The organism is Hymenobacter mellowenesis, from assembly GCF_030581005.1.
GTDB lineage: Bacteria > Bacteroidota > Bacteroidia > Cytophagales > Hymenobacteraceae > Hymenobacter > Hymenobacter mellowenesis.
The window spans coordinates 336,456-362,994 of sequence record NZ_JAUQSX010000001.1 but is presented as its reverse complement, the minus strand read 5'-3'; the positions used below and the strand labels follow the sequence as shown (position 1 = coordinate 362,994).

The 26,539-nt window shown below is 56.3% G+C and carries 35 protein-coding genes; all 35 read left to right on the top strand.

What is annotated here, in order from left to right; all coding sequences use genetic code 11:
- The first annotated feature begins 307 nt into the window (after positions 1-307).
- Positions 308-4,660 carry a DNA-directed RNA polymerase subunit beta' gene (gene rpoC, locus Q5H92_RS01555; RefSeq protein ID WP_305009695.1) on the top strand — a complete coding sequence of 1,451 codons (4,353 nt, stop codon included), beginning with the start codon at positions 308-310 and terminating at the stop codon, positions 4,658-4,660.
- Positions 4,661-4,976: 316 nt separating this feature from the next.
- Positions 4,977-5,300 carry a DUF3467 domain-containing protein gene (locus Q5H92_RS01550; protein ID WP_046245258.1) on the top strand — a complete coding sequence of 108 codons (324 nt, stop codon included), beginning with the start codon at positions 4,977-4,979 and terminating at the stop codon, positions 5,298-5,300.
- 183 nt (positions 5,301-5,483) lie between these two features.
- Positions 5,484-5,915 (top strand): 30S ribosomal protein S12, encoded by a 432-nt coding sequence (rpsL, locus tag Q5H92_RS01545; protein WP_068191715.1) that lies wholly within the window; start codon positions 5,484-5,486, stop codon positions 5,913-5,915.
- Positions 5,916-6,005: 90 nt separating this feature from the next.
- Entirely contained in the window at positions 6,006-6,473 is a 468-nt protein-coding gene (gene rpsG, locus Q5H92_RS01540; RefSeq protein WP_035567919.1) for a 30S ribosomal protein S7, read from the top strand.
- A 107-nt stretch (positions 6,474-6,580) separates the two neighbouring features.
- Positions 6,581-8,719, top strand: a complete 2,139-nt coding sequence (gene fusA / locus Q5H92_RS01535) for an elongation factor G (RefSeq protein WP_305009693.1) — start codon at positions 6,581-6,583, stop codon at positions 8,717-8,719.
- 127 nt (positions 8,720-8,846) lie between these two features.
- The gene (gene rpsJ / locus Q5H92_RS01530; protein ID WP_035567915.1) at positions 8,847-9,152 is read left to right on the top strand and encodes a 30S ribosomal protein S10; all 306 of its coding nucleotides are present in this window, start codon (positions 8,847-8,849) and stop codon (positions 9,150-9,152) included.
- Positions 9,153-9,248: 96 nt separating this feature from the next.
- Complete coding sequence (locus tag Q5H92_RS01525) at positions 9,249-10,523, top strand: O-antigen ligase family protein (protein ID WP_305009692.1); 1,275 nt, start codon at positions 9,249-9,251, stop codon at positions 10,521-10,523.
- A 173-nt stretch (positions 10,524-10,696) separates the two neighbouring features.
- On the top strand, positions 10,697-11,317 hold the full coding sequence (gene rplC, locus Q5H92_RS01520; protein WP_196291005.1) for a 50S ribosomal protein L3: 621 nt from the start codon (positions 10,697-10,699) through the stop codon (positions 11,315-11,317).
- A gap of 9 nt (positions 11,318-11,326) precedes the next feature.
- On the top strand, positions 11,327-11,965 hold the full coding sequence (gene rplD, locus Q5H92_RS01515) for a 50S ribosomal protein L4 (protein WP_245115527.1): 639 nt from the start codon (positions 11,327-11,329) through the stop codon (positions 11,963-11,965).
- Positions 11,965-12,252, top strand: coding sequence for a 50S ribosomal protein L23 (gene rplW / locus Q5H92_RS01510; RefSeq protein ID WP_305009691.1), 288 nt, complete (start codon positions 11,965-11,967; stop codon positions 12,250-12,252). Before rplD ends, rplW begins: the two co-directional genes overlap by 1 nt.
- 53 nt (positions 12,253-12,305) lie before the next feature.
- Positions 12,306-13,133: a 50S ribosomal protein L2 gene (gene rplB / locus Q5H92_RS01505; RefSeq protein ID WP_196291007.1), complete on the top strand. Its 828-nt coding sequence runs from the start codon at positions 12,306-12,308 to the stop codon at positions 13,131-13,133.
- A 3-nt stretch (positions 13,134-13,136) separates the two neighbouring features.
- Complete coding sequence (gene rpsS / locus Q5H92_RS01500) at positions 13,137-13,415, top strand: 30S ribosomal protein S19 (RefSeq protein WP_035567903.1); 279 nt, start codon at positions 13,137-13,139, stop codon at positions 13,413-13,415.
- 1 nt (position 13,416) lies between these two features.
- Entirely contained in the window at positions 13,417-13,830 is a 414-nt protein-coding gene (gene rplV / locus Q5H92_RS01495) for a 50S ribosomal protein L22 (RefSeq protein WP_305009690.1), read from the top strand.
- A gap of 6 nt (positions 13,831-13,836) precedes the next feature.
- Positions 13,837-14,724 (top strand): 30S ribosomal protein S3, encoded by an 888-nt coding sequence (gene rpsC, locus Q5H92_RS01490; protein ID WP_196291009.1) that lies wholly within the window; start codon positions 13,837-13,839, stop codon positions 14,722-14,724.
- 108 nt (positions 14,725-14,832) lie between these two features.
- On the top strand, positions 14,833-15,258 hold the full coding sequence (rplP, locus tag Q5H92_RS01485) for a 50S ribosomal protein L16 (protein ID WP_046246580.1): 426 nt from the start codon (positions 14,833-14,835) through the stop codon (positions 15,256-15,258).
- A 3-nt stretch (positions 15,259-15,261) separates the two neighbouring features.
- Entirely contained in the window at positions 15,262-15,474 is a 213-nt protein-coding gene (gene rpmC, locus Q5H92_RS01480; RefSeq protein WP_196291010.1) for a 50S ribosomal protein L29, read from the top strand.
- Between the two features lie 5 nt (positions 15,475-15,479).
- A complete protein-coding gene (gene rpsQ, locus Q5H92_RS01475; protein WP_196286022.1) occupies positions 15,480-15,776 on the top strand; it encodes a 30S ribosomal protein S17 in 297 nt (98 codons plus the stop codon).
- Positions 15,777-15,785: 9 nt separating this feature from the next.
- On the top strand, positions 15,786-16,154 hold the full coding sequence (gene rplN / locus Q5H92_RS01470) for a 50S ribosomal protein L14 (protein WP_035567895.1): 369 nt from the start codon (positions 15,786-15,788) through the stop codon (positions 16,152-16,154).
- A 3-nt stretch (positions 16,155-16,157) separates the two neighbouring features.
- Positions 16,158-16,502 carry a 50S ribosomal protein L24 gene (gene rplX / locus Q5H92_RS01465; RefSeq protein WP_305009689.1) on the top strand — a complete coding sequence of 115 codons (345 nt, stop codon included), beginning with the start codon at positions 16,158-16,160 and terminating at the stop codon, positions 16,500-16,502.
- A gap of 15 nt (positions 16,503-16,517) precedes the next feature.
- Entirely contained in the window at positions 16,518-17,072 is a 555-nt protein-coding gene (rplE, locus tag Q5H92_RS01460; protein WP_201985298.1) for a 50S ribosomal protein L5, read from the top strand.
- 12 nt (positions 17,073-17,084) lie between these two features.
- Positions 17,085-17,354: a 30S ribosomal protein S14 gene (rpsN, locus tag Q5H92_RS01455; protein ID WP_035567891.1), complete on the top strand. Its 270-nt coding sequence runs from the start codon at positions 17,085-17,087 to the stop codon at positions 17,352-17,354.
- A 679-nt stretch (positions 17,355-18,033) separates the two neighbouring features.
- The gene (gene lepB, locus Q5H92_RS01450; protein WP_305009688.1) at positions 18,034-19,200 is read left to right on the top strand and encodes a signal peptidase I; all 1,167 of its coding nucleotides are present in this window, start codon (positions 18,034-18,036) and stop codon (positions 19,198-19,200) included.
- Between the two features lie 144 nt (positions 19,201-19,344).
- Entirely contained in the window at positions 19,345-20,205 is an 861-nt protein-coding gene (locus tag Q5H92_RS01445; RefSeq protein WP_305009687.1) for an NAD(P)-dependent oxidoreductase, read from the top strand.
- Positions 20,206-20,485: 280 nt separating this feature from the next.
- Complete coding sequence (gene rpsH / locus Q5H92_RS01440; protein WP_068191741.1) at positions 20,486-20,884, top strand: 30S ribosomal protein S8; 399 nt, start codon at positions 20,486-20,488, stop codon at positions 20,882-20,884.
- A gap of 27 nt (positions 20,885-20,911) precedes the next feature.
- Positions 20,912-21,466, top strand: a complete 555-nt coding sequence (rplF, locus tag Q5H92_RS01435) for a 50S ribosomal protein L6 (protein ID WP_245115530.1) — start codon at positions 20,912-20,914, stop codon at positions 21,464-21,466.
- Positions 21,467-21,475: 9 nt separating this feature from the next.
- On the top strand, positions 21,476-21,826 hold the full coding sequence (rplR, locus tag Q5H92_RS01430) for a 50S ribosomal protein L18 (RefSeq protein WP_245115532.1): 351 nt from the start codon (positions 21,476-21,478) through the stop codon (positions 21,824-21,826).
- Positions 21,827-21,916: 90 nt separating this feature from the next.
- Positions 21,917-22,408 carry a 30S ribosomal protein S5 gene (gene rpsE, locus Q5H92_RS01425; RefSeq protein WP_035567955.1) on the top strand — a complete coding sequence of 164 codons (492 nt, stop codon included), beginning with the start codon at positions 21,917-21,919 and terminating at the stop codon, positions 22,406-22,408.
- A gap of 5 nt (positions 22,409-22,413) precedes the next feature.
- Positions 22,414-22,593: a 50S ribosomal protein L30 gene (rpmD, locus tag Q5H92_RS01420; protein ID WP_190925707.1), complete on the top strand. Its 180-nt coding sequence runs from the start codon at positions 22,414-22,416 to the stop codon at positions 22,591-22,593.
- A gap of 13 nt (positions 22,594-22,606) precedes the next feature.
- Positions 22,607-23,056, top strand: coding sequence for a 50S ribosomal protein L15 (gene rplO / locus Q5H92_RS01415; RefSeq protein ID WP_196291018.1), 450 nt, complete (start codon positions 22,607-22,609; stop codon positions 23,054-23,056).
- Between the two features lie 15 nt (positions 23,057-23,071).
- Complete coding sequence (gene secY, locus Q5H92_RS01410; protein WP_196286032.1) at positions 23,072-24,391, top strand: preprotein translocase subunit SecY; 1,320 nt, start codon at positions 23,072-23,074, stop codon at positions 24,389-24,391.
- A gap of 7 nt (positions 24,392-24,398) precedes the next feature.
- The gene (gene map, locus Q5H92_RS01405) at positions 24,399-25,184 is read left to right on the top strand and encodes a type I methionyl aminopeptidase (protein WP_305009685.1); all 786 of its coding nucleotides are present in this window, start codon (positions 24,399-24,401) and stop codon (positions 25,182-25,184) included.
- A 5-nt stretch (positions 25,185-25,189) separates the two neighbouring features.
- Positions 25,190-25,408, top strand: a complete 219-nt coding sequence (gene infA, locus Q5H92_RS01400; protein WP_035567874.1) for a translation initiation factor IF-1 — start codon at positions 25,190-25,192, stop codon at positions 25,406-25,408.
- Between the two features lie 21 nt (positions 25,409-25,429).
- Positions 25,430-25,546 carry a 50S ribosomal protein L36 gene (gene rpmJ, locus Q5H92_RS01395; RefSeq protein WP_046246595.1) on the top strand — a complete coding sequence of 39 codons (117 nt, stop codon included), beginning with the start codon at positions 25,430-25,432 and terminating at the stop codon, positions 25,544-25,546.
- Between the two features lie 111 nt (positions 25,547-25,657).
- Complete coding sequence (gene rpsM / locus Q5H92_RS01390; protein ID WP_196291020.1) at positions 25,658-26,035, top strand: 30S ribosomal protein S13; 378 nt, start codon at positions 25,658-25,660, stop codon at positions 26,033-26,035.
- Between the two features lie 87 nt (positions 26,036-26,122).
- The gene (gene rpsK / locus Q5H92_RS01385) at positions 26,123-26,515 is read left to right on the top strand and encodes a 30S ribosomal protein S11 (RefSeq protein ID WP_035567868.1); all 393 of its coding nucleotides are present in this window, start codon (positions 26,123-26,125) and stop codon (positions 26,513-26,515) included.
- The last annotated feature ends 24 nt before the right edge of the window (positions 26,516-26,539 follow it).

Genomic DNA, 26,539 nt, shown 5'->3' with positions numbered 1-26,539 from the left:
TGAGCGACCTTGGTAACGAAAGGTGAGAAAACGCTTCGGTGAAAGAAGCTGGGGAAGCTGTTTCGAGATATGGTCAGTTCAGCATCAAAGCTCCCTAAGCGACTTAATCGAAGGCCTTCCCGCCGTTCTGCTCCGCCATCAGATTTAATAAATAGACCTTTTGAAAGTGCCTTTGCTCAACATACCTATCTGTTCCGCAAAGGCACTTTTCTAAGAGTCAAACTGTTTGGAACTCTTGCATTCTTCTGGCGAAGAATGAGGCGTCAAACAGCTCAAAGCCAACAGCTATCAGCTTAAAACCAATCAAATGGCTTTCGCAAAAAACAAGAAAATAGTTCAGGACTTCTCCAAAGTCACTATTTCGCTGGCCTCGCCCGAAGCAATTCTGGAGCGCAGCACCGGCGAAGTCGTGAAGCCTGAAACCATCAACTACCGCACGTACAAGCCCGAGATGGGTGGCTTGTTCTGCGAACGGATTTTCGGTCCGGTGAAGGACTGGGAATGCCACTGCGGTAAGTACAAGCGCATCCGCTACAAGGGCATCATCTGCGACCGTTGCGGCGTGGAGGTGACCGAGAAGAAGGTGCGTCGTGAGCGCATGGGCCACATCGAACTGGTGGTGCCCGTTGCTCACATCTGGTACTTCAAGTCGCTCCCCAACAAAATCGGCTACCTGCTGGGCCTGCCCACCAAGAAGCTCGACCAGATTATTTATTACGAGCGGTACGTCGTGGTTCAGCCCGGTTCGCTGGCGGAAGAAGGCGTGCAAGTGCTCGACTTCCTCACTGAGGACGAATATCTGGACATCATCGACAAACTCCCCCGGGAGAACCAGATGCTGCCCAACGAGGACCCCAACAAGTTCATCGCCCGCATGGGTGCCGATGCCCTGCATATGCTGCTGGAGCGCATCAACCTGGACGAGTTGAGCTACTCGCTGCGTGACTCCGCTGCCCACGAAACTTCGCAGCAGCGTAAGGCGGAAGCCCTGAAGCGTCTGCGCGTAGTGGAAGCTTTCCGTGACGCCGCTACCCGCGTGGAGAACAAGCCCGAGTGGATGGTTATCCGCATGGTGCCGGTTATTCCCCCGGAACTGCGCCCGCTGGTTCCGCTCGACGGTGGCCGTTTCGCCACTTCCGACTTGAACGACCTGTACCGCCGCGTCATCATCCGCAACAACCGCCTCAAGCGCCTGATTGAAATCAAAGCGCCCGAGGTGATTCTGCGGAACGAGAAGCGGATGCTGCAGGAAGCTGTTGACTCGCTGTTCGACAACTCGCGTAAGGTGAACGCCGTGCGCGCCGAAGGCAACCGTGCCCTGAAGTCGCTGTCCGACATGCTGAAAGGCAAGCAGGGCCGCTTCCGTCAGAACCTGCTCGGTAAGCGTGTCGATTACTCGGGTCGTTCGGTAATCGTCGTTGGTCCGGAGCTGAAGCTGCACGAGTGCGGTCTGCCCAAGAATATGGCGGCCGAGCTGTTCAAGCCGTTCATTATCCGCAAGCTCATCGAGCGCGGCATCGTGAAGACGGTGAAATCGGCGAAGAAGATTGTCGACCGCAAGGACGCCGTGGTGTGGGATATTCTGGAAAATGTGCTGAAAGGCCACCCAGTGTTGCTCAACCGGGCTCCTACGCTTCACCGTCTGGGCATCCAGGCGTTCCAGCCGCGCCTCATCGAAGGCAAGGCTATCCAGCTGCACCCCCTCGTTTGTACGGCCTTCAACGCTGACTTTGACGGTGACCAGATGGCTGTGCACGTGCCCCTCGGCCCGGCCGCTATTCTGGAAGCCTCCATGCTCATGCTGGCCTCGCACAACATCCTGAACCCCGCCAACGGCGCGCCCATCGCGGTACCGTCGCAGGACATGGTTCTCGGTCTGTACTATGTAACCAAGGGCAAGCGCAGCACTGAAAACGAGAAGATTGTCGGTGAAGACCGGGTTTTCTACTCGGACGAAGAGGTTGTGATTGCCATCAACGAAGGCCAGCTTTCTAAGCACGCTTTCATTAAGGTGCGGACGCAGATTCGTGACGAAAACGACGACTTGGTAACCAAAATCGTGGATACCGTTGCTGGCCGCGTGCTGTTCAACCAGCTCGTACCGGAGGAAGTAGGTTTCGTGGACGAACTGCTGACGAAGAAGAAGCTTCAGCAAATCATCTCGACGGTATTTAAGCGCACGGGCATGGCTCGTACCGCTCAATTCCTGGATGACATCAAGACCCTTGGTTTCCAGTCGGCCTACAAAGGCGGCTTGAGCATGGGTCTGGGCGACATCAACATCCCGAAAGAGAAGGACGAACTGGTGCTGCAAGCCCAGAACGACGTGAAAGCCGTAACCCAGAACTACCAGATGGGTCTGATTACGGACAATGAGCGTTACAACCAGGTTATCGACATCTGGACGCGCATCAACAACCAGATTACGGAAACGTTGATGGGCCGTCTGGAGAAGGAGAACCAGGGCTTCAACTCCATCTACATGATGATGCACTCGGGAGCCCGTGGCTCGCGCGAGCAGATTCGTCAGCTGGGTGGGATGCGTGGCCTGATGGCCAAGCCCCAGAAGTCGTTGCAAGGCTCGATTGGCGAAATTATCGAAAACCCGATTCTGTCGAACTTCAAAGAAGGCCTCGACGTAATCGAGTACTTCATCTCGACCCATGGTGCCCGTAAAGGTCTGGCTGATACGGCTCTGAAGACGGCTGACGCCGGCTACCTGACCCGTCGTCTGGTAGACGTTTCGCAGGACGTAATCGTGAACGAGCCGGACTGCGGTACGCTGCGCGGTATCGAAACCTTCGCGTTGAAAGACAACGAGGACATCGTGGAGCCGCTGGCCGAACGTATCTTGGGCCGCGTGACGGTGCACGATATCATCGACCCGCTGACCGGCGACGTTATCCTGACTTCGGGTTCCGAAATCAAGGAAGACACGACCCGCCGCATCGATGCCACGAGCATTGAATCGGTGGAAATCCGTTCGGTGCTGACGTGCGAAAGCAAGCGCGGCATCTGCGCCAAGTGCTACGGCCGTAACCTGGCTTCGGGCCGCATGGTGCAGCGTGGCGAGGCCGTGGGTGTTATCGCCGCCCAGTCGATTGGTGAGCCCGGCACGCAGCTGACCCTGCGTACCTTCCACGTAGGTGGTACGGCTTCCAACATCGCCGTCGAGTCGAACATCAAAGCCAAATTCGCTGGTGTGGTGGAATTCGAAGACGTTCGTACCGTAGCTACCACCGATGCCGAAGGGCGGAAGGGTGCTGTGGTAATGGGCCGCTCGGGCGAAATCCGCATCGTGGAGAAAGGCACCGGCCGCGTCTTCACTTCCAACCACGTTCCCTACGGCTCTTTCATGCTGGTAGAGGAAGGTCAGGAAGTGGAAAAAGGCACCGAGCTGAACACCTGGGACCCCTACAACGCCGTTATTCTGGCCGAGTTTGATGGTACGGTGCAGTTCGACGCCATCACCGAAGGCGTTACCTACCGTGAGGAGTCGGACGAACAGACCGGTCACCGCGAGAAGGTCATCATCGAATCGAAGGCCAAGGACCAGAACCCGTCCATCATCATTCGCCCCGGCAAAAAGGGCGATGCCGAAGGCCAGAAGGCTTACAGCATCCCGGTAGGCTCGCACTTGAACGTCGAGAACAACGAGAAAATCACGGCAGGTCACATCCTCGCCAAGATTCCTCGCTCGGTGGGCAAGACCCGCGACATCACCGGTGGTCTGCCGCGTGTAACGGAGCTTTTCGAAGCCCGAAACCCGTCGAACCCCGCCGTGGTATCGGAAATCGACGGCGTAGTAACCTACGGCACCGTGAAACGCGGTAACCGTGAAATCTACGTGGAGTCGAAAGACGGTGTGAAGAAGAAGTACATGGTGCCGCTGTCGAAGCACATTCTGGTGCAGGACAACGACTTCATCCGCGCCGGCATGCCGCTGTCGGATGGTGCCATCACGCCTTCGGACATCCTGAGCATTCAGGGCCCCGGCGCCGTGCAGGAGTACCTCGTGAACGAGATTCAGGAAGTGTACCGTTTGCAAGGTGTGAAAATCAACGATAAGCACATCGAGGTGGTCGTTCGCCAGATGATGCAGAAAGTCGTGATTCTGGATGCCGGTGACACGTCGTTCCTCGAAAACCAGGTGATTGATAAAATCATCTTCATGGCCGAGAACGACATGATTATCGACATGAAAGTGGTGACCGAAGCCGGTGACTCGACCAACCTGAAGCCCGGCCAGATTGTGACGGCTCGTCGCCTCCGTGACGAGAACAGCAGCCTGAAACGTCGCGACCTTACCCTCGTGCAAGTGCGCGACGCGCAGCCTTCGGTTTCGCGCCCCACGCTGCAAGGCATCACGCAGGCCTCGCTGGGCACGCAGTCGTTCATCTCGGCCGCATCCTTCCAGGAGACGACCAAGGTGTTGAGCGAAGCCGCCATCCGTGGCAAGGCCGACCAGCTGTTGGGCTTGAAAGAGAACGTAATCGTCGGTCACCTCATCCCGGCCGGTACTGGCTTGCGCGAGTACACGCGTCAGGTAGTAGGCTCAAAAGAGGAGATGGAAGCTGCCCAAGCCGCCCAGGCAGCCGAAGCGGCCGTTCCCGCCAAGCGCCCCAGCCGTGCTGGCAAGCGCGAAGTGTCGGCTGAGTAATCCGCCGTAGGTTTGTAATGGAAAAGCCGACTGGGGTATCCCGGTCGGCTTTTTCTGTTTCTTTGTCGGAATGAACATTTGGAAGAAGACTCGTTACATTGCGCTTTTAGTCTGTGCAGTTTGGTTGATTATGCTGCAAATCGTGTTTTGCGTATTCAGTATTACCAATGCTCACACTAATCCTACTCCTTTAGATTCTGTTGATTTACTCGGGTACATTGCGTCCCTTCTGACAGTCATCGTGTCGCTTTTCACCATCTCTGCAAGCAAAAGCAAACTCAAACAATTGAGAGTAGAGAGTACAGATTGATTTACCATGCAACCAACCGACCAAAACCCGGACCCCAACGCCATCAACATCGAGCTTTCCGAAGCCATGGCCGAGGGCGAATATGCCAACCTCGCCATGATTGCGCACAGCAACAGCGAATTTGTGATTGACTTCATCCGCATGATGCCCGGCCTGCCCAAGGCCAAGGTGAAGGCGCGCATCGTCGTCACGCCCGAGCACGCCAAGCGCCTGCTGCAAGCCCTCACCGAAAACATCGAGCGGTTTGAAGCCGCTTTCGGCACCATCAAGATGCAGAGCGAAGCCCCCAGCTACCCGATGAACTTCGGCGGCGCGGTAGGGGAGGCGTAAGCTGAACCAAGGGCTCTAGCTGCGAAAGCGTCTTCATTTCGGTGAGGACGCTTTTGCGTTTTTAGCCTAAATGGGGTGTCCTGAAAATTAACATCCTCACGCTGTTTGCTATTGCGGCGAAATAAACTTACCTTTGCAAGCCAAATTTTAGGGGCAAACGGCTCCAAACCAACCATTCTCTAAATGCCAACCATTAACCAACTCGTACGGAAAGGCCGTGAGGCTTTGACTACCAAGTCGAAGTCGCCCGCCCTTGATTCGTGCCCGCAGCGTCGGGGCGTGTGCACCCGTGTGTACACCACCACGCCTAAGAAGCCGAACTCGGCTATGCGCAAAGTGGCCCGTGTGCGCCTTACCAACGGTAAGGAAGTAAACGCATACATCCCCGGTGAAGGCCACAACCTCCAGGAACACAGCATCGTGCTGATTCGTGGCGGCCGGGTTAAAGACTTGCCAGGTGTTCGCTACCACATCATCCGTGGCGCCCTGGACACCGCCGGTGTAAGCGGCCGCACGCAGCGCCGCTCGAAGTACGGTGCCAAGCGTCCGAAGCCGGGTCAACCCGCAGCAGCAGCTGGCAAGGGTGGCAAAGGCGCACCTGCTAAAAAGAAATAAATAGAATTAGTAGCGAGTAGTAAGTATTGAGTAGCAGGCTAGTCCTGCTGCTTGCTACTCAATACTTACTACTACATACTTACTACTATCATGAGAAAGTCAAAACCGAAGAAGCGCATCTTGCTGCCGGACCCTAAGTACAAGGAGACGCTGGTAACCCGTTTCGTGAACTACATGATGTACGACGGCAAGAAAAACCTGGCGTACACCATCTTCTATGACGCCTGCGACCTCGTGGAGCAGCGCACCAAGGAGAGCGGCCTCGAAATGTGGCGCAAAGCGTTGAACAACGTGATGCCCACCGTGGAAGTGAAAAGCCGCCGCGTAGGTGGTGCCACCTTCCAGGTTCCGATTGAAGTGCGCGCCGACCGCCGCATTTCGGTGGGTGCCAAGTGGATGATTCAGTACGCCCGTCGTCGTGGTGAGAAGACCATGAAGGACAAGCTGGCTGGCGAAATCATCGCTGCCGCCAAAGGCGAAGGTGCTGCCGTTAAGAAGAAAGACGACACCCACCGCATGGCTGAGGCCAACAAGGCCTTCTCGCACTTCCGTTTCTAAACTGGAAATTTGGGTTTGGGGTCTTAGGGACTTGGATTTATTTGACGGACTGTTCTGTTAAACGACCCAAGACCTGAGACCCCAAATTTTAAGCCTTAACCAACATCATGGCCGTTAACAAAGAACTTTACTACCTCCGCAACATCGGGATTATGGCGCACATCGACGCCGGTAAGACCACGACGTCGGAGCGTATTCTGTATTACACGGGTAAAACCCACAAAATCGGGGAAGTGCACGACGGTGCCGCCACGATGGACTGGATGGAGCAGGAGCAGGAGCGCGGCATCACGATTACTTCGGCTGCCACCACCACGTTCTGGAACTACCCCACCGATATCAAAGGTGACCCCACCGCTGATACCAAGCAGTACAAAATCAACCTGATTGACACCCCCGGCCACGTTGACTTCACGGTAGAAGTAGAACGTTCGCTGCGCGTGCTCGACGGTGCCGTGGCCCTGTTCTGCGCCGTTTCGGGCGTGGAGCCGCAGTCGGAAACCGTATGGCGTCAGGCGGACAAATACAAAGTGCCCCGCATCTGCTTCGTCAACAAGATGGACCGGGCCGGCGCTGACTTCTTCAAAGCCGTAAATGAAATCAAGGAGAAACTGGGCGCAAACCCCATTCCCCTGCAGATTCCGATTGGTGCCGAAGAAACCTTCAAAGGCGTAGTTGACCTGCTGACTGGCAAAGCCATCGTGTGGGACGACAAAACCGAAGGCAAATCGTACGACGAAATCCCCGTTCCCGAGGACCTCGTTGAGACGGTAGCTGAGTGGCGTCAGAAGCTCATTGAGAGCGTAGCCGAGTATGATGACGCGTTGCTGGAGAAATTCTTCGACAACCCCGATTCCATCACGAAAGAGGAAATGATGGTCGTTATCCGCCAAGCGGTTATCGACATGAAGTTCTCGCCCGTGCTCTGCGGTTCGGCCTTCAAGAACAAGGGTGTACAAACGATGCTGGATGCCGTTATGGCTTACCTGCCGTCGCCCCTCGACATGCCCGCCATCATCGGTACCAACCCCGATAGCGGTGAGGAGATGGAGCGTCACCCCGACAACTCGGAGCCCTTCACCGCCCTGGCGTTCAAAATTGCTACCGACCCGTTCGTAGGCCGTCTGTGCTTCTTCCGCTGCTACAGCGGCGTGCTGGACTCGGGTTCGTACGTGCTGAACAACCGCACCGGCAAGAAGGAGCGTATCTCGCGCCTCATGCAGATGCACTCCAACAAGCAGAACCCCATCGACAAGATTCAGGCCGGTGACATTGCTGCAGGTGTTGGTTTCAAAGACATCAAAACCGGTGATACGCTGACCGACGAGAAGAACCCGATGGTTCTGGAGTCGATGAGCTTCCCCGAGCCGGTAATTGGTTACGCCATCGAGCCAAAAACGCAGGCTGACGTCGACAAAATGGGCATGGCCATCGCCAAGCTCATCGAGGAAGACCCCACGCTGCGTGTGAACACGGACGAGGAAACCGGCCAGACCATCCTCCGCGGCATGGGCGAGCTTCACCTTGAAATCATCATCGACCGCATGCGTCGGGAGTTCAAAGTGGAAATCAACCAGGGTGCCCCGCAGGTGGCCTACAAGGAGATTCTCACCAAGGTGGTTGACCACCGCGAGACGTACAAGAAGCAGACTGGTGGCCGCGGTAAATTCGGCGACATCGTTTTCGAACTCGGCCCGAAAGAGCTGGAGCCCGAAAAACCCGGTCTGGAGTTCGATAACGCCATCGTAGGCGGTGTTATTCCCCGCGAATTCATCCAGCCCATCCAGAAAGGTTTCGAAGAAGCCATGAAGCGTGGCCCGCTGGCCGGCTTCCCGCTCGAAACCATGAAAGTGCGTCTGTACCACGGTTCGTTCCACGACGTTGACTCGGACGCCCTGTCGTTCGAACTCGCCGCCCGTGACGGCTTCCGTGAGGCAGCCAAGAAGGCTGGTCCGAAGTTGCTGGAGCCCATCATGGCCGTTGAAGTAGTTTGCCCCGACGAGTACACGGGTCCCGTAACCGGTGACTTGAACCGTCGTCGTGGTCTGATGAAAGGCATGGACACCAAAGCCGGTGCCCAGGTTATCAAGGCCGATGTTCCGCTGTCGGAGCTGTTCGGTTACGTAACCGCGCTCCGTACGATTTCGTCGGGTCGTGCTTCGGCTTCGCTCACGTTCTCGCACTACGAGCAAGTGCCGACGAACCTGGCCGATGCCATCGTTGCCAAAACCAAAGGAGGTAAATAGTTGCTAGTTTTTAGTTGTCAGTTGTTAGAAAAAGCTCGCGCTTAAGACTAACAACTGACAACCAGCAACGAACAACTAAACAATCAAAGCTTTTCAAAACGGAGGCAATCGGCTTCCACCAATCACAATGAACCAGAAAATTCGCATTAAGCTGAAAAGCTACGACCACAACCTCGTAGACAAATCGGCCGAGAAAATCGTGAAAGCTGTGAAGGCCACCGGTGCCATCGTTAGCGGCCCGATTCCTTTGCCGACCCAAAAGGAGAAGTTCACCGTGCTGCGCTCGCCCCACGTGAACAAGAAGAGCCGGGAGCAGTTCCAGCTTTGCACCTACAAGCGTCTCGTGGACATCTTTTCGACCTCGTCGAAGACCGTTGATGCCCTGATGAAGCTGGAATTGCCCAGCGGCGTTGACGTAGAAATCAAAGTCTGAGGCACCGATTTCAGTCCTAATTGAGTTAAAGCCCCACCGCAATTCGTTGCGGTGGGGCTTTTTCTTTGGAACTTGCGCGGCCACTACTGATTATTCATGCTTGCTGTCTTTTCTCTTGAGCGATTACACCGTTCTGCCTTCTTCTTCTGTGTATGCATTATCATCAGCATTTTCCTGGCCAATTGGCTGCGGGTAGCGCTGGGAATTGCTATGGGAGGATTGGCCGTGACCGGGGTGGTTTACGCCTTGGTGCATAAGCGCATTGCCAATCTGAAGCTCTGGCCAGTGTTCGGAAGTATCGCCTTGGTATATGCGTTGCACCTAGCGGCGGGTATTCACACCGAGCCAGCCAACATGGACGAATACCGGTTCGACCTGGGAATGCAGCTGCCTTTCCTGATGCTACCGCTGGCATTCTGGCTTCTGCCACCACTTCCGGGACGATACTTACGCTGGCTATGGTTGCTGCTGATTGCAGTGACCGCCCTGGCCGCAGTGGGCGCCACCATCAACTATGCGTTGCACGCGGCTGAAATCAACGAGAGCTATTACCGCTCGAAAGTGATGCCGACCGAGCCCGACCACATCCGCTTCAGCTTGTTGATTACACTTGCCATCGCAGCTGGGGTGACATTGCTGGAGCATAAGGCGGTGAGGTTAGCGTGGCGGCCCTGGATGATAGGGATTATAATAGGGCTGGTCCTATTCCTGCACTTACTGGCCGTACGTAGCGGCGAAATGACTTTTTACGCACTGGCCGGTCTAGCAGTGCTGTGGCTAGTGCTCCGCAAGCAACAGTGGAAGCGGGCTGGAATATTAGCAGCTGCTCTGTTCTTATTGCCGGTCTTCAGCTACGTGGCTTTCCCTACTTTTCGGAATAAGATATCGAATACGAAGACTGACGTGACCGTAGCTCGTCAGAAGACCAGCGACGAAGGCAAGAAATTCTCTATATCCGGTCGCCTCTATTCCTACAAAGCCGCGCTGAGCGTTTGGGAAGACAACAAGCTATTCGGCGTAGGCAAGCCGGATTTGGAGAGCGAAATGGCCATTCGCTACGCCGAGACTTATCCCGAGATGACCAGTGAATACTACATTCTGCCGCACAATCAGTACCTATATAATTTGGCCGCTTACGGTATTGTAGGGTTATTAGTCTTTTGCTGGGCAATGTTCTACCCTGCGTGGTGGGCCCGACGCAAATGTGCACCATTGCTATTGGCCCAGTACGTGAGCATTGCCTTGTCGTTTTTGGTCGAATACACGCTGGAAACACAGATTGGCCTCGCCTTCGTGGTGTTCTTCCTGCTGCTCGCGCTACAGGGCTCGCTACCCAGCGATGACCCCGACCCGACCTGGCGCCCCGCTTAGCGCCCCGAAGCCAGAAGGGTAGGAGAGGCCGCCTTTTCCGGAGCTAACAGCCTCACTGAGAAAATATTTCTACACTCGGTTGTGATTCCCGAGCCTTTTTTCCTATCTTTGCACTCCCTTAGCGAAAACGGCACTCGGTCGTTTTCTTTTTGTGTCATTTAATCATTAACAGAATGCCTGGCATCATCGGTAAAAAAATCGGTATGACAAGCCTCTTCACTCCGGACGGGAAAAACATTCCCTGCACGCTCATCGAAGCGGGTCCGTGCGTAGTGACGCAGGTTAAGACTATCGCGAATGACGGTTACACCGCCATTCAAATTGGGTACGGCGAGAAAAAAGAGAAGAACACCACCAAAGCTTTGGTTGGTCACTTCAAAAAAGCCGGTACGACCCCCAAGAAAAAATTGGTTGAATTCCGCCTCGACGCCGAATCGACCTACGCCGCTGGCGCAACCATCGACGCTACCCTCTTCGAGGAAGGCGAGTTTGTTGACGTTGTAGGCACTTCTAAAGGCAAGGGTTTCCAGGGCGTTGTAAAGCGTTACAACTTCCAGGGTGTTGGTGGCCAGACCCACGGCCAGCACAACCGCCTGCGTCACCCCGGTTCTATCGGTGCGTGCTCCTGGCCTTCGCGCGTATTCAAAGGAATGCGCATGGGTGGCCGCATGGGCAACGACCGCGTGAAAGTGCAGAACCTGAAGGTGATGCGCGTAGTAGGCGACAAGAACCTGATTCTGGTGAGCGGCTCGATTCCCGGCGCGAAGAATTCTTACGTGGTAATCGAGAAATAGACTAGTACGATGGAACTCGCAGTATATAACCTCAAAGGCGAAGACACCGGCCGCAAAGTGACCCTGTCTGACGCCATCTTCGGTCTCGAAGTAAACGAGCACGTGATGTACCTGGACGTGAAGCAGTACCTGGCCAACCAGCGCCAGGGTACGCACAAGTCCAAGCAGCGCAACGAGGTGCACGGCACCACGAAGAAACTGAAGAAACAAAAAGGTACGGGCGGCGCCCGCGCCGGCAGCATGAAGTCGGGTGTGTTCGTTGGTGGTGGCCGGATGTTCGGTCCGCAACCCCGCGACTACAGCTTCAAGCTGAACAAGAAGACCAAGCGCGTAGCTCGTTTGTCGGCTCTGTCGAGCCTGGCGAAGGATGGCAAAATCTCCGTTGTGGAGAACATTGCCATGTCGGCTCCCCGCACCAAGGACTTCGTTGCCATCCTGGACGGCCTCAAGCTGACCAACGGCAAAAAGACCATGCTTGTAACCGGCGAGGTGAACAAGAACGTCATCCTCAGCGCCCGCAACCTGCAGAAAGTGAAAGTGTCGACGCCCATCGGCCTCAACACCCACGACCTGCTGAACACGGACACGCTCCTGATTTCGGAAGACGGCATGGCTTCATTGGTTGAACTCTATAGCACCGCCGAATAATGAGCACGCTGAAACGCCCCATCGTTACCGAAAAGGCCACCGGCCTCAACGAGAAAGGTCGCTACACTTTCGAAGTGGAGCGCACCGCCAACAAAGTGCAAATCAAGAAGGACATCGAAACGCTGTACGGCGTGACGATTACCAACATCAACACGATGCGCACCATTGGCAAAATGAAGTCGAAAGGCACCAAAGGCGGCCAGGTTTCCGGTCGTCGCGCCCACGGCAAGAAAGCCATTGTGACCGTGAAAGAAGGCGATGTAATCGACTTCTACGGCAACCTCTAGGCCGACCAAGCTTCGCCTCAAATTTTTCGCCGCAAAAGCACAACTAGCTAGTAATGGCACTTAAAAAACTCAGACCAACAACCCCAGGGCAGCGCTTCCGCGTTGCGCCGGCGTTCGACGAGATTACGACGTCGACCCCGGAGAAGTCTTTGATGACTTCCCTCTCCAAATCGGGTGGCCGGAACTCTTCCGGTAAAATGTCTAACCGCTACATCGGCGGTGGTCATAAAACCCAGTACCGCATCGTGGACTTCAAGCGCGACAAAGCCGGTGTTCCGGCCGTCGTGAAGTCCATCGAGTACGACCCCAACCGCACTGCGCGCATCGCCTTGGTAAACTATGCCGATGGTGAGAAGCGTTACATCATCGCTCCCGCCGGCATGACGGTAGGCGCGAAGATTGTGTCGGGTCCTGGCGTCGCTCCCGAAGTAGGCAATACGTTGCCGCTGCGCGAGATTCCCCTCGGTACCATCCTCCATAACATCGAATTGCAGCCCGGTCAGGGCGCCGCAATGGCTCGCTCGGCCGGTACCTACGCCCAAATCGTAGCCCGCGAAGAGAAGTATGCCACGCTGAAATTGCCTTCCGGCGAGATGCGCATGGTGCTCGTTACCTGCATGGCCACCGTTGGTACCGTATCGAACGGCGACCACATGAACACCGTGATGGGTAAAGCTGGGCGGAACCGGTGGGCTGGTCGTCGTCCCCGCGTTCGTGGTGTGGTGATGAACCCTGTTGACCACCCCATGGGTGGTGGCGAAGGCAAATCGTCGGGTGGTCACCCGCGGAGCCGCAACGGCATTTTGGCTAAGGGCCAGAAGACCCGTAACAAGAACAAGTATTCGGAGAACCTGATTGTGAGCCGCAAAGGCAAGAAGTAATATATGGCACGTTCACTCAAAAAAGGGCCGTACATTGACTTCCGGCTGGAAAAGAAAGTCATGGCACTCGAAACGGCTGGTAAGAAATCGGTGGTGAAGACCTGGTCGCGCCGCTCGATGATTTCCCCGGATTTCGTTGGCCACACGTTCGCTGTTCACAACGGCAATAAGTTCATCCCGGTGTATGTGACCGAGAACATGGTAGGGCACAAGTTGGGCGAATTTGCCCCGACGCGTAACTTCCGTGGTCACGTCGCCAAAAAAGATAAAGGCAAGCGCTAAGATGGAAGCAGTAGCAAAACTCCGCAATGTGCCGACCTCGCCTCGTAAGATGCGACTGGTGGCCGACCTCGTGCGCGGCAAGAAAGTGACCCAGGCCCTCGGCCTGTTGCGCTTCGAAGCCAACATCGGCGCCGAGAAGATTGAGAAACTGCTCCTTTCGGCCTTGGCCAACTGGCAGCAGCACAACGAAGAAGAGCGGATTGAGGATGCAAACCTCTACATCAGCGAAATCTTCGTGGACGAAGGACGCCAGCTGAAGCGCCTGCGCCCCGCCCCTCAGGGCCGTGGTCACCGCATCCGCAAGCGCAGCAACCACGTGACGCTGAAAATCGACACGAAAGTGGAGAAGCTCGGCAGCAAAGGCGCTAAAGCAGCCGCCACTACCGAAAACCCTAAGGCCGACGCCAAATCCTAATTTAGTATGGGACAGAAAGTAAATCCGGTTGGCTTCCGCTTGGGAGTTATCAAAGGCTGGGACTCCAACTGGTACGGCGGCAAGGACTTCGCCGAGAAATTGGTGGAGGACGAGAAAATCCGCAAGTACATCAACGCGCGCATTCAGAAAGGCGGCATCAGCCGCATTGTGATTGAGCGCACCCTGAAGCGCATCACCATCACCATCAACACGGCCCGTCCGGGTGTGGTGATTGGCAAAGGCGGCCAGGAAGTGGACAAGATTAAGGACGAGCTGAAGCAAATCACCAGCAAAGACGTTCAAATCAACATCTTCGAAATTAAGCGTCCGGAGTTGGATGCCAAGCTGGTAGGCGAGAGCATCGCCCAGCAGCTGGCCGCTCGTATCTCCTTCCGTCGCGCCATGAAAATGTCGATTCAAGCTGCCATGCGTGTTGGTGCCGAAGGCATCAAGATTCAGTGCGGTGGCCGTCTCGGCGGTGCAGAGATTGCCCGTTCGGAGCAGTACAAAGAAGGTCGTACGCCGCTGCACACGCTGCGCGCCGATATCGACTACGCTTTGTCGGAAGCTCAGACCGTGTATGGTAAAATCGGCATCAAGGTGTGGGTAATGCGCGGTGAGGTGTTCGGCAAGCCCGACCTCTCGCCGAACCAGCAGCTCACCAACCCCGGTGGTGGCGAAGGTGGCGGTGGTCGTCGTGACGACCGTGGCCCCCGCGGCGAGCGTCGCGAAGGCGACCGTGGCCCGCGTCGTGACGGTGGTGCCGGTCGTGGCAACGCTGGCGGTGGCGACCGCGCCCCCCGTGGCGCTGGCGACAACGCCGGTCCCCGTCGCAACGGCCCCGCCCAAGGCGGTGGCGCTGCCGGCGGTGCCGCTCGCGGCCCGCGTCGCTAGAACAAAGCCAAGTCATTTCGCTTCGTTTGCCGCTTTCCGGTGAACGAAGCGAAATGTTCGGCTATTCGCCCCTCTCTCTTACAGAACACTCTCTTTTATTAAAATCAAATGTTACAACCGAAAAGGACCAAGTATCGCAAGATGCAAAAGGGTCGCGTAACAGGCCTCGCCTACCGCGGCAGCTCCATAGACTTCGGTTCGTTCGCTATCAAGTCGCTGGAAGTGTCTTGGATTACGGCTCGCCAAATTGAGGCTGCTCGTATTGCCATGACCCGCGCCATGAAACGCGAAGGGCAAGTATGGATTCGCATTTTCCCCGACAAGCCGATTACCAAGAAGCCCGCTGAGGTGCGCATGGGTAAAGGCAAAGGCTCGCCCGAGTATTGGGTGGCCTGCGTGAAGCCCGGCCAAATCATGTTCGAGTCGGACGGGGTTTCGCTGGAAGTAGCTAAAGAATCGCTGCGTCTGGCGGCTCAGAAGCTCCCCGTAAAAACTTCATTCGTGGTTCGCCGCGACTATACGGACGCTGCTTAAGTCATGAAGAACAAGACCGACCTCAAAGGCCTTTCCGCAGAAGCGCTGAAAGAGCAAATCAAAACCGAGCAGGCTCAGGGCCAGCAGCTGCGTTTCGCCCACGCGATTTCGCCCCTGGAAAACCCCGCCCGCCTCAAGGCCAACCGTAAAAACGTCGCCCGCTTGCTCACCGAGCAGACTCGTCGGAACAACGAGCAGGCCTCTAACCCCGCTTAATTCCGATGGCAACCGACGTAACAACCCAAGACCAAGCCGTAGCTGAAGACTCGCGCAACATGCGCAAGGAAATCACCGGCACGGTAACGAGCTCGAAGATGGACAAGTCCATCACCGTGGCTGTGGTGCAGAAACAAAAGCACCCCAAGTACGGCAAGTTCGTGACCAAAACCACGAAATTCCACGCCCACGACGAGAAAAACGAGTGCGGCGAAGGCGACACGGTGCGCATCATGAGCACCCGTCCGCTGAGCAAGACCAAGCGGTGGCGCTTGGTTGAAATTGTTGAACGCGCTAAATAATCTGAACCGATGATACAGCAAGAATCCCGCCTGACGGTGGCCGACAATAGCGGCGCCAAGGAAGTCCTCTGCATCCGCGTTTTGGGTGGCACGGGCAAGAAATACGCCAGCGTTGGCGACAAGATTGTGGTAGCCATCAAGTCGGCTATCCCTTCGGGCAACGCCAAGAAAGGCACCGTGAGCAAGGCCGTCGTGGTACGTGTGAAGAAGGAAGTGCGCCGCAAAGACGGGTCGTACATCCGCTTCGACGACAACGCCGCCGTGTTGCTCAACAACAACGACGAGCCCCGCGGCACGCGCATCTTCGGCCCAGTGGCCCGCGAGCTGCGTGAGCGTCAGTTCATGAAAATCGTATCCCTAGCCCCCGAAGTACTCTAAGCCATGGCTATCAGAAAAGCAGACCCCGTGCAGCTGCACGTAAAGTCGGGCGATACCGTGAAGGTGATTGCTGGCGACGAAAAGGGTAAAACCGGCGTTATCAAGTCGGTGAACCGGGTGACTCAGCGCGTAACCGTTGAGGGCCTGAACCTGGTGACGAAACACAACAAGCCGAGCGCCAAATCGCCCCAGGGCGGCATCACCAAGATGGAGGCGCCCATGCACGTGAGCAACGTGCAGGCTATCAACCCCACCACCGGTGAGCGGGTACGTAAAGGTGCCGCCGCGGCCGCAGCTCCGGCTGCTGCTCCGGCCAAAGCCAAGCGTACCTCTGCCAAAACGGCTTAAGCAGCCCCCACCATCATGGCCCGTCTCAAAGACATTTATAAAAAAGACGTCGTACCCGCGCTCCAGGAGAAATTCCAGTTCAAGAGCATCATGCAGGTACCCCGTATCACCAAAATCTGCATCAACCGCGGCATTGGCGCGGCGGTAGCCGATAAGAAATTGGTTGACAACGGCGTGGAAGAACTGACGGTTATCACCGGCCAGAAAGCCATTGCCACCATCGCCAAGAAATCGGTGTCGAACTTTAAGCTCCGTGAAGGCATGCCCATCGGTGCGAAAGTGACGCTGCGTGGCGAGAAAATGTACGAGTTCATGGACCGTCTCTTGACGGTGGCCCTGCCCCGCGTACGTGACTTCAAAGGCATCAACGACAAAGGGTTCGATGGTCGTGGCAACTACACGCTCGGCGTGAAGGAGCAAATCATCTTCCCCGAAATCTCGATTGATAAAATCAAAGGCATCTCGGGCATGGACATCACGTTCGTGACCACCGCCGAGAACGACGAGCAGAGCTACGAGCTGCTGAAAGCGTTCGGTATGCCTTTCGCCAACGCTAAAAAAGACGCTTAATCTTCCGAACTCATGGCTAAAGAATCCATCAAAGCACGGGAGCGCAAGCGCATTGCCACCGTGGCCCGCTACGCTGAGAAGCGCAAGGCTCTGAAAGCTGCCGGCGACTACGAAGGTCTCGACAAGCTGCCCAAAAACGCTTCGCCCGTGCGCCTGCACAACCGCGACATGATTGACGGCCGCCCCCGCGGCTACATGCGCAAGTTTGGCATCAGCCGCGTGCGTTTCCGCGAAATGGCTCTGGCCGGGAAAATTCCCGGTGTGACCAAGTCGAGCTGGTAAGCTTCGATTTTCGCAATAAAGTTTTAATTCCCAAGTTGAGGTTTCTGACCTTAGCTTGGGAATTTTGCTTTTATGCTATAGCTGTCGAGATGAAAAATATCAATTCAATCTACTGCATTACAACCGCGTTGTTGATTGGATGCGGACATAAGAACCCAGCGAATATTAGGCAACGAATCAAGGGCGAGTGGCGTCGAGATAAAGCGCCCAATGATTCGACAATCATAATTGGCGAATACAGCAAGAGGCCACAACCAGACTTTGTAGTTTGGAATCATTATACCACTTACTACTCTGAATTCAACAAAACGAGAGATACCCTCGAAATGCGTCAAGGATGCATGCACTATCGGATGCCCATTTCATATTACCCTCAAGGGGATAGTCTTATGATAGGGTTATTCGGAAAGATGAGCAGAGTAATTGGCAGCAGATACAATTCTCCGGTAAATAAGAATTGAGGAAAGATAGCTAGATATTGCAGTTACTTAATGAATATCTTGAGCCTCGCGCCCCTCCGAGTTTCTTCAGCTGTGCGCCGAGCGGGTGGGGGAGGGGCGAGGAAAAAGTGCAGATATATAGGTAAGCCGTACTATTTGGCTTGTTGGTGCGTTAGAGCAACCCTTGTTGCTGCGGCGTTGCCGTGGCTATTGTCTCACCCGCTCTTCAATCGGAACCCATGCGGATACCCTTCTTCCAGCCCAAACGCGTTACCCCCAACCCCGCGCCCAAGCCGCCCAAAACCAAAACCCGGGAGTGGGCCGACTCCCTCATTTTCGCCATTGTGGCCGCCACGCTGCTCCGCTGGTCGGCGGTGGGGGCCTACACCATTCCCTCCGAAAGCATGGAGGGAACCCTGCTGGTGGGCGACTACCTCATGGTGAGCAAGCTGCACTACGGCCCCATTACGCCCCAAACGCCGCTACAGGTACCCCTCACGCACCAAACCCTGTGGGAGCATGGCCCGCAGAGCTACTCCGACCTCATCCAACTGCCAACCTATCGTTTCCCGGGTTTCAGCTCGGTGAAGCGCAACGACGTAGTGGTATTTCACGTGCCGCACGAGCAGCAGCGCCCTGCTGATGTGCGCACCAACCTCATCAAGCGCTGCATCGCGGTGGGGGGCGACACGCTGAGCATCCGCCGCGGCCAGGTGTTTCTTAACGGACAGCCCGGCGCGGTAGCCGGCCGTCCGCAAACCACCTATTTCCTGGAAGTGCCTGCGCCTAACGATGAAATTGTGGCGGCGCTGCATGCCCAGGGCGTGGTCGACTACCGCGAGCCCGATGGCGTGCCCCGCGCCATCATCAACCCTGAAACGGGCAAGCCCGGCTTCGTCATCAGCTGCCCGGCCGAGGTGGCCGCTTACTTTCGTCGGCAGCCCTACACGAAGTCACTGAAGGTGGTGCAGTACCCCCTGCAGCTGTTCCCCGACGTGGCCGACTTCGATGTATCGCAAGCCGCCAGTGCCACTCCCCGCCGCTGGCAGCTCGACGACTACGGCCCGTTGCCCGTGCCAAAGAAAGGCCAGACCATCACCCTCACGCCCGCCAACGCGGCCATCTATTATAAAATCGTGTCGCAATACGAGCACAACTCTGGCATCACCTGGCAGGATGGCATGATACAACAAAACGGCCAGCCCCTCACCCGCTACACCATCAAGCAGAACTACTACTTCATGATGGGCGACAACCGGCACAACTCCGAAGACTCCCGCTTCTGGGGTTTTGTGCCGGAGGACCATATCGTGGGCAAAGCCGTGTTCACGTGGCTGTCACTCGACCCCAATGCGGATGTGCTGCACAAGGTCCGGTGGAGCCGGCTGTTCCGACCCATTGAGTAACCGCGCCTCGCATCGCAGGCCACCAGAAAATTGGAGTAAGTGAAACAAATGGGGTTGTTCCGGTATTCGGAGCAACCCCATTTGCCGTTATAGCCTACGCCAGCTCCCGCGCTGGTTCATGTTATTAATCCCTCACAACCTATTATGGAATCACCAACCACCACCGGCTGGATTGGCCTGGGCAACATGGGCAAGCCCATGGCCCGCCGCCTGCTCGCCGCCGGCCTCCCCGTTATCGCCTACAACCGCAGCCCCGCTAAGGCCGAAGCCCTGCGCGCCGAGGGCGCCACAGTCGCGCCCACGCCCGCCGCCGTGCTCGATGCCGCGCAGGTCGTTTTCCTCATGGTGTCGGATGACCAAGCCACCCGGGAGCTATTCACCGGGGAGCACGGCCTGTTGCAGTCGTCTACTACCGGTAAGCTCGTTGTCAACATGAGTACCGTCTCGCCCGGTATCAGCCAAGAGATGGCCGAACTAAGCCGCGCCCACGGCCACGAGTACCTCGATGCCCCCGTATCCGGCAGCGTGAAGCAGGCTGAAACCGGCCAACTCGCCATCATGGTCGGCGGCGATGAAGCTGCTTTCAAGCAAGCGCAGCCCTTGTTCGCACACCTCGGCAAGCTGGCCCTGCGCGTGGGCCCCACCGGCGCGGGCAACAATGCCAAGCTCGCCATGAACACCCTGCTCGGCTTCCAGGCCCAAGGTTTGGCCGAAGCCGTCCTGTTCGCCCAGCAGCACGGGCTGCAAACGGCCGACTTGCTCGAACTCATCAAAAGCAGCGCCCTCGCCAGCGTCTTCCTCAACCTCAAGGGCGACGCCATTCTCAACGAGAACTATCAGGCCGCCTTCGCCCTCAAGCTGCTCGCCAAAGACTTGCGCCTAGCCAAAGCCGAAGGCTCGGATACCCCACTGGCCAATGTGGTTCACCAGACCTTTCAGGAGGCAGAGACTACGCATGGCGACGAGGACGTGATTGCCATTCTCAAGCACCTGAAGCAGCAATAGCGCTTCCCCCGATTCGGTCGTTTTGGAGGCACGGCTGTCCAATAGTCAAGAATATTTCTGTCAAGCACTTGCAAAAGCCCCTGAAAGCCTGCTACCTTTGCACTCCCAAAACCTGAGGCTTGCCTCAAAACCATTTGGCAGGTTGCCAAAAGAAACCATTGGCCGGACCGTCGCCGGACGTGCCAAGTAGTCTTAACCGAAATTTCGTTGGTCCCGTTGGGCACCCGGCGAAATTTTCTTATCTTTGCGCTCCGAAAAAAGCGGACGTATTTAAAAAATAATGAACACTGACCCCATTGCCGACTACCTGACCCGGGTACGCAACGCCATCAAGGCGAACCACCGGGTGGTAGAAATCCCGGCCAGCAACATCAAAAAGGAAATCACGAAAGTGTTGTACCACAAAGGGTACATCCAGTCGTACCGTTTTGATGATTCGTCGGTTCAGGGCACCATCAAAATCGCCCTGAAGTACAACCCCACCACGAAGGCCCCCGCCATCACCAAGCTGCAGCGCGTTTCGACGCCCGGCTTGCGTCAGTACGTGGCCGCCGACAACCTGCCCCGCGTCCTCAGCGGCCTGGGTGTCGCCATCATCTCGACCTCGAAAGGCGTGATGACGGAGAAAGAGTGCAAAACCGAGAACGTGGGCGGCGAGGTGCTGTGCTACGTGTACTAGTCCGGAACCGCTTTAGCAAATTCAATTATGTCACGTATTGGTAAACTGCCGATTTCCGTCCCCGCCGGGGTCGCTATTTCGGTCGACAAAGACAACGCGGTGACGGTGAAAGGCCCCAAAGGCTCGCTCACTACGCAAGTAGACCGCGACATCACCGTAGCCATCGAAGACGGTACCCTCACCGTAACCCGCCCCACCGAGCAGAAGCGCCACAAGGCCATGCACGGCCTCTACCGCTCGCTCATCAACAACATGGTGACCGGTGTTAGCGCTGGTTTCGAGAAGAAACTTGAACTCGTGGGCGTAGGTTACAAAGCCTCGCTCGTGGGCAGCACGCTGGAACTGGCCCTCGGCTACTCGCACAACGTGTACATCGCCCTCCCCGGCGAAGTATCCGCTACCGCGGTAACCGAAAAGGGTAAGAACCCGATTGTGACGCTCAACAGCATCGACAATCAGCTGCTGGGCCAGGTGGCCGCCAAAATTCGTTCGCTGCGCAAAGTGGAGCCCTACAAAGGCAAAGGTGTGCGCTTCGTGGGCGAGATTATCCGTCGCAAAGCTGGTAAAACGGCCTCTAAATAAATTCGCATCATGGCATTTGATAAAGCAACTCGCCGCAAGCGGATTCAGCGCATCATCCGCACGAAAGTGTCCGGCACCTCGGAGCGTCCGCGCCTGTCGGTGTTCCGCAGCAACACGGGCATTTATGCTCAGATTATCGACGACACGACCGGCCGCACCCTGGCTGCCGCTACGTCGAAAAAAGTAACCGCCGAAGGTGGCAACGGTGTGGCCCTGGCCGCTGCCGTAGGCCGCCAGGTAGCCGCGGTTGCCCTGGAGAAAGGCATCACGAAAGTGGTGTTCGACCGCTCGGGTTACCTCTACCACGGTCGCGTAAAATCATTGGCTGAAGGTGCTCGCGAAGGCGGCCTCAATTTCTAAACTATCATGGCGCAAGAACGCGACAACAATCGTCCTGGCGGAGACCGTCAGCGCAGCAACGACCGCGACCGGAACAAGGACAACTCCCGCATGGGTGCTGACTCCGACTTCAAAGAAAAAGTAGTAGCCATCAACCGCGTAGCGAAGGTGGTGAAAGGCGGTCGCCGCTTTAGCTTCTCTGCCATCGTGGTAGTGGGCGACGGCAACGGCAACGTAGGCTACGGCCTCGGCAAAGCCAACGAAGTAACCGACGCCATTGCCAAAGGCATTGACGACGCCAAGAAGAACGTGGTGAAAGTGCCTATGTACAAGCACACCGTTCCTCACCTCATGGAAGGCCGCTACGGCGGTGGTTTCGTGCTCATCCAGCCGGCTGCTGCCGGTACGGGTGTAATCGCCGGCGGTGCTATGCGCGCCGTGTTCGAGAGCGCCGGTATCAAGGATGTGCTGGCGAAGTCGAAAGGCTCGTCGAACCCTCACAACGTGGTAAAAGCTACGTTTGCAGCCCTCGCCAAAATGCGCGACCCGTTGCAAATCGCTCAAGCCCGTGGTATTTCTTTGGCCCGCGTTTTTAACGGTTAATTGACATGGCACAAATTCAAGTAAAGCTCGTGCGCAGCGCCATTGACCGCCCCGAGCGTCAGAAGCGCACCGTTCAGTCCCTCGGCCTGAACAAACTCAACAGCACCGCTACCCACGAATCGAACCCGTCCATCCTGGGCATGGTGAAGAGCGTGCAGCACCTGCTCCAAGTAACCGAACTGTAAGACTATTATCGTCATGCTTAATCTCAGCAATCTATCGCCCGCCTACGGCTCGACTAAAAACGAGAAGCGGATTGGCCGGGGCGAAGGCTCCACGCGCGGTGGCACGTCGACCCGTGGTCACAAAGGCGCCAAGTCGCGTTCGGGCTACAAGCGCAAGTCCGGCTTCGAAGGTGGCCAGATGCCCCTCCAGCGCCGTGTGCCCAAGTTCGGCTTCACGAACATCAACCGCGTCGAGTACAAAGCCATCAACCTCGATGTGCTCGCTGGCCTCCTCGAGAAGAACAGCGCCACCACCCTGGATGCCGCTTACTTCGTGGCCGCCGGTCTGGTTTCGAAAAATGCCAAAATCAAAGTTCTCGGCCGCGGCGAAATCGCCACTGCTGTAGAAGTTCATGCTCACGCCTTCTCGAAATCGGCTGTTGAAGCCATCGAGAAAGCTGGCGGCAAAGCGGTAACGCTCTAATAGCTACCTTCGGCAATGAATAAGTTTATCGAGTCGATAAAAAACATTTTTGCGATTGAGGATTTGCGTACGCGAATCCTCAATACGCTTTTCTTCATTGCCATCTATCGCCTAGGCGTTTACGTGGTGTTGCCGGGCGTTGACCCCACGCAGCTCAAGACCGGCGCCCAAGGCTTGTTTGGCATTCTGGATACGCTGCTCGGCGGTGCATTCAGCCACGCGTCCATCTTCGCGCTGGGCATCATGCCGTACATCTCGGCGTCGATTGTGTTGCAGCTGCTCACCATCGCCGTGCCCTACTTCCAGAAGCTCCAGAAGGAAGGCGAGTCGGGACGTAAGAAAATCAACCAGTACACCCGGATTCTCACGATTCCGATTGTATTGGCCCAATCAGTTGGCTTCATCGCCACGATTAACGCCGAAGCCATCATCAACCCCGGCACGTTCTTCACCGTCTCGACCATGATTATCATCACGGCCGGCACGTTGTTCTGCATGTGGCTGGGCGAGAAAATCACGGACAAAGGCATCGGCAACGGTATCTCCATGATTATCATGATTGGTATCGTGTCGCGTCTCCCCGGTGCCATCATCGGTGAGGCAGCTGCCAAAGGCGTGAACAAATCCCTCATCTTCCTGCTGGAAATGGTGGTGCTGTTCCTCGTGGTCATGGCGGTTATCGTGCTCACGCAAGCTGTTCGCCGCATTGCGGTGCAGTACGCCAAGCAAGTAGGTGGCACTACGCAGCTGGATGCCCAGCGTCAGTTCATTCCCCTCAAGGTGAATGCGGCCGGCGTAATGCCCATCATCTTCGCACAGTCGCTGATGTTCGTACCCGCCATCGTGGCATCGGTATGGCAGAACCAGAGTGATACCGCCAGCTACATCGGCGTTAAGTTCTCGGACTATACCTCGTGGCAGTACAACCTGACCTTCGGCTTGCTGATTATCATCTTCACCTACTTCTACACGGCCATCAGCGTTAACCCTAACCAGATTGCTGATGACCTGAAGCGGAGCGGTGGTTTCGTGCCCGGCGTAAAACCTGGCCGCGATACCTCGGAATACATCGATGAAATCCTGACGCGCATCACCCTGCCGGGTGCCGTGGCGCTGGCCCTCATCGCCATCTTCCCCGCGCTGGCTTTGTTACTGGGTGTTACGCGTCCGTTCTCGGCTTTCTATGGCGGCACGTCGCTCATCATCATGGTGGGTGTGGTGCTTGACACGGTGAACCAGGTGCAGAGCTACTTGTTGATGCAGCACTACGACGGCATGATGAAATCGGGTAAGCTGCGCGGTCGCACGGCCCAGCCCATTTCCATCGCCTCGTAACCAAGCAATGGCAAAAGGTCCGATACAATACAAAACCGAAGAAGAGATTGACCTCATGCGGGCGAGCGGCCAACTGCTTGCCCGGGCTCACGGCGAAGTCGCGAGTCTCATCAAGGAAGGAGTGACGACGCGGCAGCTCGATAAGCGTGCGGAAGAATTCATTCGAGACAATGGAGGCATTCCTTCTTTCAAAGGTTTATACGATTTTCCCTACAGCCTGTGCCTCTCGCCGAACGCGGTGGTGGTGCACGGGTTCGCCACCGATGAGCCGCTGAAAAGTGGTGACATCATCTCGGTGGACTGCGGGGTGTTGCTGAATGGCTACCATTCAGATAGTGCTTACACCTACCCAATCGGGGAGGTGGCGCCGGAAGTGCTGACGCTGCTCAAGGAGACGAAAGCGGCGCTGTATAAAGGCATCGAACAAGCCGTGAGCGGCAACCGCGTGGGCGACATCAGCCACGCCATCCAGAACCATGTGGGCCCGTTGGGCTACGGGGTGGTGCGCGAGCTGGTAGGTCACGGAGTTGGCGCGAAGCTGCACGAAAGCCCCGATGTGCCGAACTACGGCAAGCGGGGTTCCGGGCCGCTCTTGCAAACGGGGTTGGTCATCGCGATTGAGCCGATGGTGAACTTAGGCAAGAAAGACGTGGTGCAGGAAGCGGATGGTTGGACCATCCGCACCAAGGACCGCAAGCCCTCGGCGCACTTCGAGCACACCGTAGTAGTTAGAAAAGAAAAGGCGGAGATTCTCACCTCCTTTGAATACATCGAAAAAGCATTGCAGCAGTAGCCCTTATGGCAAAACAAGCCTCGATTGAGCAGGACGGAACCATCCTGGAAGCCCTTTCTAACGCCATGTTCCGCGTGGAATTGGAGAACGGTCACCAGCTGATTGCCCACATTTCGGGCAAGATGCGGATGCACTACATCAAGATTCTGCCCGGCGACAAGGTGAAACTGGAAATGTCGCCCTACGACTTGTCGAAGGGCCGGATTAAGTATCGTTATAAATAAACCCGTTTCCCTTCACAGGTCATGAAAGTAAAAACCTCGGTGAAAAAGCGTAGCGTGGACTGCAAACTGGTCCGCCGTAATGGCAAGCTCTACGTCATCAACAAGAAAAACCCGCGTTTCAAGCAGCGTCAGGGTTAATTCAATTTTTAGAACCCCGGAACCTTGGGTACTGGGTCGTTGGTTGTTAGCCTTCGGCCCGCCTTCCAAGTAGTTGCCGGGTTTCTGTCCGCAAACACATAACCACACACAATGGCTCGTATCGCAGGGGTTGATATCCCGGACAACAAGCGCGGCGAAATTTCGCTGACTTACATTTTCGGCATTGGCCGGAGCAACGCCAGCAAGATTCTGGTAAAAGCTGGCGTCGACGTCAACAAGAAGGTGAAGGACTGGACCGACGAGGAGTCGGGTGCCGTCCGCGCCATCATTGCCGCCGAGCACAAGACTGAAGGCGTGCTGCGCTCGGAAGTAACGACGAACATCAAGCGTTTGATGGACATCGGTTGCTACCGTGGTCTGCGTCACCGCAAAGGTCTGCCGGTTCGTGGTCAGCGCACCAAGAACAACTCGCGTACCCGCAAGGGCAAGCGCAAAACGGTGGCCGGCAAGAAGAAGGCAACCAAATAAATTCACACGGGAATCGGCGCTGGCTCTGGCGGGTAATTTACTCGCGCAGCCAGCGCCAACACCTCCCGCATTTTTTGCGATAACCAAATGGCACAAAAAAGAAAAGACAAAGCCAAGAAGCGCGTTGTCGTGGTGGAGCAGGTGGGCCAGGTACACATTCGTGCCTCGTTCAACAACATCATCATCTCCATCACCAACAACAACGGTCAAGTTATTTCGTGGGCTTCGGCCGGCAAAATGGGCTTCCGTGGTTCGAAGAAAAACACGCCCTACGCCGCTCAAATGGCGATGAGCGACTGCGGCAAAGTGGCTCACGACCTGGGCATGCGCAAAGCCGAAGTATTCGTTAAAGGTCCAGGCTCGGGCCGTGAGTCGGCCATCCGCGCCCTCGGCAACGTGGGCATTGAGGTGACCACCATCCGCGACGTAACGCCGCTGCCGCACAACGGCTGCCGCCCCCCCAAGCGTCGTCGCGTTTAGTTTTCCACTTCAGAAATTAGATTA